Consider the following 11,368-nt stretch of genomic DNA (forward strand, 5'->3'; position numbering starts at 1 on the left):
TGTTTCATATAATAAAAATCATTTTTCAAAGTTATCTCAAAACAAAAATAGATGTAGTAATTGCAAAATATGTATGCAGATAAACCGATTTGATGCAGCTATTCTGTGTAAGTATATGTGCGCATAAACCGATTTGATGCACAGCATCATTGGAGGTTTAGGCACACATATACGGCACACGATTAGCGCATCATCGGAGGTTTATCTGTATACATTTTGCATTTCTTTAACATCATACTCGTTTTGAGAGAACTTCCTTCTCGTACTCCATGCAATCTGCAAACCAGTCTTTTTCAAGAGCAACACCCTTAGACTCGCAGTAATAGTCCCAAACATCTCCAAAAGGCATTACCTTGAGCTGCTCCTGAAGTGACATAAGCTCTGTGAAGTTGCATTCATTCTGAAGCCTTGTAAGCTTATCCATAGGCTGAAGTTCAGCATACATAAGAGCCTTTAAGAAGTTTCTCATACCATTTGTCCAAGCTGATATTCTGTTGATGCTCGCATCAAAGTAATCCATTCCAATGTAGAATCTGTCAGCACCGTTTCTGACAATTTCCTGTGCAAGGTCTCTTGCGTCATCATTAAAGATAACTACGTGGTCAGAATCCCAACGAACAGGACGTGATACATGAAGAGCCATCTTATCGTTAAAGAGAAGCATTGAAGAAAGCTTATCTGCAACATTCTCTGTTGGATGGAAATGGCCTGTATCAATAAGGCACATTACATCATTCTTGGCAGCATAGTTCATGTAGAACTCATGGCTTCCTACTGTGTAAGACTCTTCGCCGATTCCGAATACCTTGGATTCAACTGCAATAGCAACCTTACTCTTGTCATAATCTATAGAGAGAATCTGATCAAGTGAGTCCTTAAGTCTTGCTCTTGGAGCTTTTCTGTCACCAGGAACATCCTTAAGTCCGTCAGGAATCCAGATGTTCATCATACATGTTTGGCCTGTCTGCTCAGCAAAATACTCAGAGATCCTGATACATGCCTGACCATGTCTGATCCAGAACTGTCTGATCTCTTCATCTGCTGATGAAAGTGTAGCTACTTCTGACTTGGGATGGCTAAAGTATGTAGGATTAAAGTCAACTCCAAGTCCTCTCTCCTTGGCATACTCTGCCCATCTCTTGAAATGCTTGGGCTCAAGAGCATCTCTGTCTGCCCACTCACCGTCTTCAAAAATAGCATATGAAGCATGAAGATTTATCTTATGCTTACCCGGAACAAATGAGAAAGTCTTATCCATATCAGCCATAAGCTCCTCTGGAGTTGTAGCCTTGTATGGATAGTTACCTGTTGTCTGGATACCACCTGTAAGAGGTCCTTTCTGATCAAAACCAATTACATCATCCCCCTGCCAGCAGTGCATAGATAACTTGATATTTGAAAGAGCTTCTAAAGCCTTATCAACATCAACACCAAGTTCTGCATAGCGCACTTTTGCGTCTTCGAATCTTTCCTTTACTGTCATTTCTTTCCCCTTTCATCATAAAACTTTTTCAATAATCCAAATTTCAATTATTTCTCTGCAAGATATACGAATTGCCCTATATCTTCTGGATTTATGCAACTCTACAAATATAAATTTATACTATCTCATTCAAATAATTAAGGACGCAAAAAAACAAATTTTACGTCCTTTCTTGCAACGGTTAAAAAACTGACGTAAAATTTTAGCATAAGTATCAAAAACGCAAATGCGTATCTATCTTCATGTTAAAAAGAATCATATTTAGAGGGGGAAAATTATGAGTACTAATGAAAAGAAAGTTATTAAACACAGAATCTTGGACAAGCACCCTATTGTGGGAATAATTCTTCTCACAGTGCTGGCACTATTCATGATACAAGGCTTTATCGGAGGAGTCCTGGGAGTTGGTATAGCCTTAGTTTTAGGTCTTCCTCAAGAACCGATATTGTACATTTCAATGGTCGTTTCTGCATTTATAATGCTGGCAATCCACAAGAGATGGTTCTATCCGGAATATGAGGGCAGTATCTCTTTTGATAACAGATTCGGAAAATGGCTTATCGTTACCATTGCAATTTTACTTGCTCTGATCATACCTGATTTCATCATCATGACAGTGACAGGAACCAATTTTGTAGCACCCAGTATCAAGTCCATTCTTGTAGCATTAGTAGCAGGAACAACTGAGGAAACAATATTTAGAGGAATTCCTGCTTCCTACGCAATGAGACATTTTAATGACAGAAAAAAACTTCCACTGGTCATTGGCATTACATCTTTATTGTTCTCTCTTATCCATGCCACCAACATTTTTGCAGGAGCTTCAGTATCAGCAACTCTACTTCAGCTTCTGACATCCTTTGGCATAGGAACTACACTTTGTGCATTGTATTTTAGAAGCGGTAATATTATACTTCCTATGCTGCTTCATTTTCTGTATGATGTTTATGCGCTTATGAATGCAGATTCTGTAACTGAGGCCGGAGTACTGGACGCTTCACTTACAGTTAAAGACCTTACAGCAAACCTCATTATTTTAGTAATAGAAATAGCGATAACACTCTATCTTCTTCGAGGGCCTGTTCTCGATGACCTTACAGAGATTTGGAAGAAGAAGTGGAACAAATAATCATCTTAATAGGAGTTATGAAACATGCAATATCTTGAAAACGAATACCTGAAAATCGCAGTCGCTGAGCACGGAGCAGAGCTTAGCAGCATCTGGGACAAAAAGAGAAATAAAGAGCTCTTGTGGCAGGCTGATCCAAAGTTTTGGAACAGACATGCACCAATTCTTTTCCCATTTGTCGGAAATGTAGTTAATGACGAATACCGTTATAAAGGCCAGACATACCATATGTCATCCCATGGCTTTGCAAGAGATATGGAATTTGACTTCGTAGGTAAAACAGATGACAGCATCAGCTTTTCTCTTAAGGCAACTGATGAGACAAGAGCAAAATATCCATTTGAATTTGAACTTATCGTTACTCATAAACTTGAAGGAAACAAGGTAAATGTGATCTGGGAGATCAAGAATCTTTCTGACTCAGAGCCTCTCTACTATTCAATCGGAGGACACCCTGCATTTAGATGCCCTATTAATGAAGGCGAAAAGAGAACTGACTACAAGGTTAAGTTCCATGATGCAAAAGACCTTAAGTACGTCCTTATTATTCAGGCTACAAGAGAAGTTGATCATGAGTGTCCAACCAAACTCACATTAAATGGCGACATCCTTGATATCACAGAGCATCTCTTTGACAAGGACGCTCTTATCTTTGATAACAACCAGGTCAAAAAAGTAAGCCTCTGTACTCCTGATGGGAAGCCATATATCACTATGGACTGCTCAGAGTTCCCATCCTTTGGTCTCTGGTCCAAGCCAGTGATCGATGCAGAATATGTCTGCCTTGAGCCATGGTTTGGAAGATGCGATAACAAGGGCTTTAGAGGAGAACTTCCTGAAAAATACGGCGAACAGGAACTTGCAGCCAGCGGATCAAGAACTATCTCCTATAGCATATCTGTGAACTGACACTAGTATTTAGTCACATGTCAATTGATATACGCTTTAGTTTCAGCATCCATCATAAATATTTAGGTATATTAAAATGAACCCTAAACTAATAGAAAAACTCAGCAAAATTACAGATGAAGAGCGAGCAATTCTGGATGGAGAGCCCTATATTAATAGGGCTCTCTATTATAGCTCTGAGAAAAAAAGCAGCTCCTCTGAGGATGAAATCGATTCTTCAAGAGTTCTTCAAAACGGTAAGCTCATAGATATGCGTCCACACGTGCGCTTCGTGCACTTTCCTCTCCACACCCACAACTATGTTGAATTCATTTATATGTGTCAGGGAGAAACTGTGCATATCATCGACGGGCAGCGCATCACGCTTCATCAGGGAGACCTTCTCTTTCTCAATCAGCATGCCAGACAGGAAATACTCCCTGCAGGAGAAAATGATATTGCCATCAATTTCATGATCCTCCCTGAGTTTTTCGACACCTCTTTTGCCATGCTTGAACATGAGGAATCACCTCTAAAAGACTTCCTCATAAGCTGCCTTACTCAAAAAGATATAGGTGGTAACTTCCTGTATTTCGGTGTATCAGCCATTCCGCAGATTCAGAATATTATGGAGAACCTGATCCTAAATATGCTCCCCGGATCTACAGAAACGTCCGGCTCTGCTGCTTCCTACACCCCTGATAACTCATATTCTAATTCTGTTAACCAGGTTACAATGGGACTGTTGTTCATGACTCTTCTGCAACACACAGATACTATCCGTGTTTCCAGAAGATCTTTTGAACAGGAAATAATGTTCAGGCTACTCCGCTACGTCGATGAGCAGTACAGAGATGCCAGCCTTAAAGCTTTCGCAGAAGTTGTCCGTGAAGATGAATATGTCCTTAGCCGCATCATCAAGAAAAATACCGGCAGCACCTTCAAGGATCTGCTCCAAAACAAGCGCATGAGCAAGGCCTGCGACCTACTAAAAAACACCGACATATCAATCGCTGATATATCGGTGCTCATAGGTTATGATAACACAAGTTTCTTCCACAGGCTCTTCAGGCGCCTCTACAACTGCAGCCCCAGAGACTTCCGCCTAAGCTCACGCGCCACATAAATCATTTATTTTTGAGGCGGCAGAGTTCTGCGTCAGTGATCTCAAGCACTGAACCATGTCTTTTAAGGCTCTTGCCAAGATCAAATTCTGAATCTGAAAGTGCCGTGTATCTGGTCATATCACTGTCTTCAAAAATGATGGGTAAATAGCCCTGATGAGTTGCAAAGCGGTCTACCATGAGACAATTACGTCCATCAGGAAGTTTGAATGCAAGCGGTCCTTCAACTCCCTTTATTGCTGAAAGGCTTGGTGATTCAAGGAACTTGAATTCACCTTGCAGATCATCGCAGTAGTCTATGAGAATCCCCTTTGAATCCTCATCCTTGGAGAAACGGTAATAGTTATCTCCTGACTTAAAAATTGTAGTATCTATTACATTGCAGCTTCTCTCTATGTATTCAACCGGCTCACTAAAATGAACGAAGTCTTTAGTCTGTGCCCTGTAAATGATATGCTTATCCTCTTTACCCTCTTCCATTCTAAAAGAAGCCCAGAACACAGTATATTCATTTCTCTTCTCATCAAAGAACGCTTCCGGAGCCCAGACATTTCCAATATGTTCAAGTGGCACTTCATATACCCAGGCCTCTGACCAGTTCACCAGATCCTCGGATTTCCAGATGATCATCTTCTTACTGGCTCTGTGAACAGCATCATCCCATGAGGGATTAGCATAAATCCTAAGGTCTGTCGCAATAATATAAAAGCACCCGTCAATCCTGCTCCTCAAAATAAATGGATCTCTGACTCCCTTAGTTCCAATATCAGAAACCAGCACCGGTCTTCCCTCATTCAAATCCTCATAGTGAAGGCCATCTTCACTAACAGAGAAGTAAATCTGCTCCCCATTTTCCAGTGACTCTCCGGTAAAATGCACAAATAAGTAACCCATACTCCCTCCTTCAAGAACATTATCTCTGCCATCATAACACCACTTCCCCACACGCCGCAATCCGTCCTCTTCAGGTCGGAGGGCGGGAGGTTCCTGACCTGCGGGGGGGGTTAGTCGCGAGGGCGCATGTAGAAGTTGCCCATGATTTCTTCGGTTCTGATGGAGTTGACGAAGGCGTGCGGGTCAAGCTCCTTGATCATTGGGATGAGCTTTCTGGTGTCGGAGGCACTTACGATGGAGTAGACAATTTTCTTGTTCTCATGACCAAAGGATCCTTCTCCATCTATGAGTGTTGCACCGTGACTTGACTGAGCGTATATGAGTTTGCAGATTTCGTCTGGTACATCAGTTATGATAAAGAGAGTCTTCTGCTGATAGGTTCTGTACAGAACGTGAAGCGCCTGGGTTGAAACGTACTGGAATATCATGGAATAAAGCGCCTTGTCCCAACCAAATAAAAGTCCTGCTATGGCAAGAAGGATAACGTTGCCTGCAAGGATTATAGGGAAAGCGTCAATACCCTTCCTCTGAGAGAGGAAGATAGAAATAAAGTCTGTACCACCGCTTGTTGCATCTACGTCGAGACACATTGTGATGGCAACAGCGTTTACAATACCACCAAATACTGCTATAAGAAGCGGATCATGTGTAACTGAATGTACCGGCAGAATATCTACAAATACACCGTTCATGAATACCATGATAAGGGAAAAAAGAGTGAATTTCTTGCCTATGAATCTAAAACCTATATAGATAGGAATAGCGTTAATAATAAGGTTGATTGGAGTATAGGGAATATTAAGTCCAAAATACTTGGCTGCTACTCGAATAATGATGATCGTAAGGCCCTGTGCTCCACCCGGATACAGACCTCCCGCATTAATAAACGTAAGGATATTCATCGCCATTATAAAAGCCGCAATTACTACGACGATCAGACGAATCAGATCCTTTTTAAGTGTAAATACAATTTTCTTTTGTCTTTCTGACATTGAACTATCCACCCATCAATTACTTTGGCTTTTTAAACCAAAGACGATTTTAGCACATGATAATCGCATATCCTAGGGATTTGAGCAATGTATACAAGTATGTGATAATCCCTGCATCATCACATATATTACGTTATTCTTTTTCCCACAAAAGCGTCAGGTCTTTTTTCCTTTCTGCGTCCATATCAAGTTTAATGCTGGGTTCTCCTATGATGCCTTCCTCTATTGCAGCATAAATCCTGGCTCCCGGGCACTTTAAAACTTCCTTGGGAATATGTACAATGGCCTGAGCCTGCTGCCCTGTGAGCATAGTCTTAAGATCAATGTTGAGTCTGTAAACCATCATGCCTTCAGCTTCAGTACCTGCAGAAGCCTTCACTCCTTCTTTTCCCTCAAAAGAAATTCCGCTATCTTCCGGTAGATCCACATAAAGGCAGGGAACGCAGTCGAAGTAAATAGGGCATACTCCATCATTAGTAAATGTTGCTGTAAGCTCAACAGTATCTCTTCCAATAGATTTCCTGATATTGAGTTCACTTATTCTGTATCTGTAACCAACGTATTTAAGAATTGAATCTGCTGCCTCCATAAACTCAAGATTTTCACGCTTGGTATATGGAACCATAGGTCCAATAAAGCTCATATGTGATTTTTGCAAAAGATCTACTGTCTGATCATAATCGCTTCCAAGCATTGTACTGATAGGAACCGAGCTTGCAAACTCGCCTCCTACAGGAGCTGTATTCCATATTTCCGGTACGGCCTTAAGAGCATCTTTTTCTCCGGTTTCATTGTATTCTCCGCCCTCTTCAATCCATTTAAGGAAGGCACTTGTATCATGACTAATACCTGTCATGTCATTAAAGACACCTGCGCCATCCGGAAGCTCTGCAAAAGGTCTCCTCATAAGAAGCTTGCAATAGTCAAAATTGTCGCTATAGTGCTTGACGTATCTTGCTCTTACAGCTGTCTGCGGCATCTGAGGAAGGCCTGCCATGTAATAGGTGTGCCACTCTCCCCAATGTCCAAGACTTCCGATTTCTACATAAGTCAGAAGAGAATCATGTCTGAAATGATCGGCAATTTCCTTAATAACCTTCTCATGCTCAGCGATAAAAACTTCGTTGTTGTAATCAGGGCAATACCCCTTTCCATACTGCATATCATAAAACTCACCATCACCTGTCTTGTCATAAAGCCACACAGGGATGTCCATATGCTCCTCATCTCCCGGTTTATCGCATACAAACCTAAGGACCATGTTCTTACCAAGAGCACGCCATTTATCCAGATTGTGGAATTTATCATACAGATCCCAGTTGTACTCACCTTCTGTAGGTTCAAGGTCAGCCCAGGTGATCTCACAGTAGATAAGAGATGACTTATCACACAGGCTCTCACTGTTCGTATCAGGAGCATAGCCTATATAAGGATTCATAATAGCCTCTGTTCCCTCTTTGTACTTGTAAGTTGTACCTGTCAGATTTCTGATATACATTTGATATCCTCTTATTCCTGCACCAATTACCATTGCCAGGATCAGAAAGAAAATAAAACCATTCTTTTTCATTGACTTTACCCGTTGTATTCTCCGTTATATTGAATGAGCGTAATATCTTTAACCTTGGGAATGTCCCTTATCCTCTCTTCAAAGGCAAGGTTCTTGTCCCTGCAATACACTTCCACAGCCATCTCAGTGGTGTCACCACGCATTGTCCTTGACTTGATAAAGTGCTTATTTTTACCAAAAGCTCTTATTATCTCATCACCGTTTTCTGTTCCCTCGTAGTGGATCACAGCAACATAAACATGGCCTCTTGAAGGTCTTGCATAAAATATCGCTAACATTATTATAACAATAATTGAGGCGACCATGGTCAGAATATACATTCCGGCTCCGGCTGTTATTCCTCCTGTAATAGACCAGAACAGGTAAAAGAGATCCAGCGGATCTTTAACTGCTGTTCTGAACCTTACAATTGAAAGGGCGCCCACCATACCAAGCGAGATAACAATGTTAGTGCTGATCGCAAGTGTCACCATACAGGTCAAAACGCACATCCCTATTAAGGTTACCGCAAAACTCTTGGAATAAACAACCCCTGCATAAAATTTCCTGTACACCAGATATATCAGTATTCCAAGGATCAATGCAGTTATAAGGGAAAGCGCTATCCTTCCGATATCAACCTGACTGTAGCTATCCGCATTCAGAACCGAATTCTTGATAAAATCTCTTACGCTCATACTCTTCTCCGTTTTCTACTGTCACTTTAACCGTTACAGATTACAAAACATATTTCTCATCGCAGTAGTACTGCTGTTTATGCAAAAAAGCTGTCTTGTCGCAGCAGATCACATATTTGGATGCTGCTATCATCTCGCTTGCCGAAGGTATCACAATATTTCTGACAAGCTGCGGAAGAAACTCTGTATATTTAACCTCCATGATAAGTCTGTCACCCTCTAAAGAAGAGAGTGTTGGAAGAGACTCATCAAAGATATCATAGCCTCCAACTGCAGCTCTTACCTTTTTATCAAAGGTGACCCTGACTGTTCCCTCCTCCAGCATAAATGGAACTCTCTCATAATCAACGATAACTCTTGGCCTTAGCACATTAGAAACGCACTCTATATAGAATTCTTTTAACAGATTACTGTCACTTTCCAGAAGAAAGCTATAGTCCCCATCAAGAATTCTGTAAAACTCATCTTTGGAAATAGCTGCCGACTCCTTATATATGTACTTACCCTGTTTTTTCTTTCGTTCTAACCTGATGCTCTTATCCGAGTAGTTGTAAATCCTTATCCGGTATTTTTTTCTGGCATAAATCCCCATTTCTTTTTCTTCATAGGCACTGCCATAGTAGTCATCAAAGTACAGACTCCTTATCATGTACTCGCCATTTACAGCATGAGGATCAAGCCTGAAATAAGGGAGCATAAGTCGCCGCAGAGCTTCATATTCGGGATAACTTATTATGTATTTAAGTTCATGACGATATTGTTCCATACTCATATCCAATCTATGAAGGTCACTCAGTTACTGTATATTCGCTTATGCTTCCATCGAGATTTACATAGAAGCATTTTATCCCATAGTACTTACCATCTTCAGTTTCATAATAGTCAAAAGCATCCTGAGTATAACCGCTTTCATTAGTAGCAGTCGCCTTTATGAAATACTCTCCCGCAGGAAGCATAGCCTCTGTAAATGAAGTCCATTCACCCTCATAGGATGTGACTATATCCTTGCACTCAAGATCTCTTGCCACGATCACTTTATAAGAAATATCTTCCTGATCAAAGTCGTAGCTGGCATCCCAGAAATAATTCATTCTGACACCTGATTTTTCAGGAGTACCTATGTAAAAAGGCATAGGCTTTTCAAAGGACTCCTTGTACTGTCTGTAGTATTCATCCACAAGATCAGGGAGTTTTTCTGCTATTTCTTTATTCTCCTCTTCAGTAACCAGTACCTGACTAATATCAGGCTCAGTAAAAAGATATGGGTTGACAATACTACTGTATTCTTCAACCATTCCCTGAAGTTTTTCTCTGCTGAGATAATCCTTAACGTCAAGGATCGCACTGTCCAGAGCATCCCTGAATTCACCTGACTTAAGGCATCTTTGGAATAATACATTTCCCCAATAGTTACTGATTCCTCTCTCCCAGCTTCCGGCTTCTATACGGCCAAGGATATCATTTTCATCTTTTCTGAAAATAGTATCCAGATCCCACAAATAAAAATACCAGGTATCTTCATTGAGAGGGCTGTATAGGTAAGAGTTTCTGCTCTGGGTGTCATAATTGCCCGTCAGGATATTAAATGCCAGATAATAGGTCAGATTCTCCATATCGAAATGTTTATCTATCACTTCCTCAATAGGAATACCATAATCATTGACATCCTCAAGCATAGTGATCAGCTTGGAGTGATCATCGTTCCCCTTTATCTCAAGGTATTTTTCAAACTCATCCTTGTTATAACGAGGATCAGTAGTTACCCTGATGACATCTTCATATCTGAAGAATTCAAAGAAATTAATCTTGTACAGATACCCTGCTCTATCGAGGCCGTGTGTTCTAAGAGCAGTTTTATTGAGCTGTTCAACCTGGGTATATAGGCCATAGTCTTCAAAGCCCTCATCCTCTCCGTCTGTAAGATCATTGACATAGAGATGTACAAACTGCGTCCTGAGGCTCATCAGCTCATCTATCCCAGAGAGCAGGTCAAAGCCCATCTTATTTCTGAATCTAAGGCCGTCTGTCATATGCTTATTAAGGGCTATTGTTGTCTGTCCGTTCCAGGAACCCTTATTGGGCTTGAGTTCTATCTTATAGTTCTTTTGCGGATTGCGACTCGATGTCTGACCTCTTATCTGTACAATGGCATTTGGAGTGGTCTCTCCATAGCCCAGGTTTCCCTCTGGTATTCCTCTCTCATTTCCAACCTGTAAAAGGGCCTCTGCCTTATATCTGTCTATTCCTTCCTCATCATAGTAATATGCTGAATAACTGTTTATCTCCTCCCAGGTGTGATCAGTTCCCTCTGAGGCGTTTCCTTCCCTTACAGTCAGGTACATGGTGATCACGCTGTTATCATCCTTGTACAGATATGTGTTGTCCCGAAGATGGTTATCAGTATGATCATCGTGCAAAACTCCTCCGAAATCGTAATCGGTGTAAGTAGAGTTTTCTGCTTCTTCAAAATTAACAGACTCAATGCTGTCATTTTCAGCTTCTCTTTGTGGCATTACCATACTCTTGATAGCGGAATAGTTTTGGTCTATGACAATAACAATTCCAAGGCATATGATTGTAGCTATGATCTTAACTGTATCTTTTCTCATAG

General features: G+C 41.0%; 10 protein-coding genes. 3 read left to right on the top strand and 7 right to left on the bottom strand.

Going from position 1 to position 11,368, the window contains the following annotated elements; translation table 11 throughout:
• Positions 1–232 precede the first annotated feature (232 nt).
• Entirely contained in the window at positions 233–1,483 is a 1,251-nt protein-coding gene (locus BPR_RS09020; protein WP_013281170.1) for an L-rhamnose isomerase, read from the bottom strand.
• A gap of 277 nt (positions 1,484–1,760) precedes the next feature.
• Between BPR_RS09020 and BPR_RS09025 the strand changes: the two genes are divergently transcribed.
• The 3 genes from BPR_RS09025 to BPR_RS09035 all read left to right on the top strand — a co-directional run bounded on the left by BPR_RS09025 (position 1,761) and on the right by BPR_RS09035 (position 4,626).
• The gene (locus BPR_RS09025; RefSeq protein WP_013281171.1) at positions 1,761–2,612 is read left to right on the top strand and encodes a CPBP family intramembrane glutamic endopeptidase; all 852 of its coding nucleotides are present in this window, start codon (positions 1,761–1,763) and stop codon (positions 2,610–2,612) included.
• A 24-nt stretch (positions 2,613–2,636) separates the two neighbouring features.
• Positions 2,637–3,521 carry an aldose 1-epimerase family protein gene (locus BPR_RS09030; RefSeq protein WP_013281172.1) on the top strand — a complete coding sequence of 295 codons (885 nt, stop codon included), beginning with the start codon at positions 2,637–2,639 and terminating at the stop codon, positions 3,519–3,521.
• Positions 3,522–3,597: 76 nt separating this feature from the next.
• Complete coding sequence (locus BPR_RS09035) at positions 3,598–4,626, top strand: AraC family transcriptional regulator (protein WP_013281173.1); 1,029 nt, start codon at positions 3,598–3,600, stop codon at positions 4,624–4,626.
• Between the two features lies 1 nt (position 4,627).
• Here BPR_RS09035 and BPR_RS09040 read toward each other — a convergent pair whose 3' ends face one another.
• From BPR_RS09040 to BPR_RS09065, 6 genes are all read right to left on the bottom strand, one after another.
• Positions 4,628–5,518, bottom strand: a complete 891-nt coding sequence (locus BPR_RS09040) for a glycoside hydrolase family 43 protein (RefSeq protein ID WP_042256838.1) — start codon at positions 5,516–5,518, stop codon at positions 4,628–4,630.
• A gap of 110 nt (positions 5,519–5,628) precedes the next feature.
• Positions 5,629–6,510 (bottom strand): YitT family protein, encoded by an 882-nt coding sequence (locus BPR_RS09045; RefSeq protein WP_013281175.1) that lies wholly within the window; start codon positions 6,508–6,510, stop codon positions 5,629–5,631.
• Between the two features lie 133 nt (positions 6,511–6,643).
• Positions 6,644–8,080, bottom strand: coding sequence for a DUF4832 domain-containing protein (locus tag BPR_RS09050; protein WP_052301814.1), 1,437 nt, complete (start codon positions 8,078–8,080; stop codon positions 6,644–6,646).
• 5 nt (positions 8,081–8,085) lie between these two features.
• Complete coding sequence (locus BPR_RS09055; RefSeq protein ID WP_013281177.1) at positions 8,086–8,757, bottom strand: DUF4956 domain-containing protein; 672 nt, start codon at positions 8,755–8,757, stop codon at positions 8,086–8,088.
• Between the two features lie 40 nt (positions 8,758–8,797).
• Positions 8,798–9,523, bottom strand: coding sequence for a polyphosphate polymerase domain-containing protein (locus BPR_RS09060; RefSeq protein WP_013281178.1), 726 nt, complete (start codon positions 9,521–9,523; stop codon positions 8,798–8,800).
• A 22-nt stretch (positions 9,524–9,545) separates the two neighbouring features.
• Positions 9,546–11,366, bottom strand: a complete 1,821-nt coding sequence (locus BPR_RS09065) for a CotH kinase family protein (protein WP_143754277.1) — start codon at positions 11,364–11,366, stop codon at positions 9,546–9,548.
• Between the last annotated feature and the right edge of the window lie 2 nt (positions 11,367–11,368).

It is taken from the genome of Butyrivibrio proteoclasticus B316, from assembly GCF_000145035.1.
Classification (GTDB): Bacteria; Bacillota; Clostridia; order Lachnospirales; family Lachnospiraceae; genus Butyrivibrio; species Butyrivibrio proteoclasticus.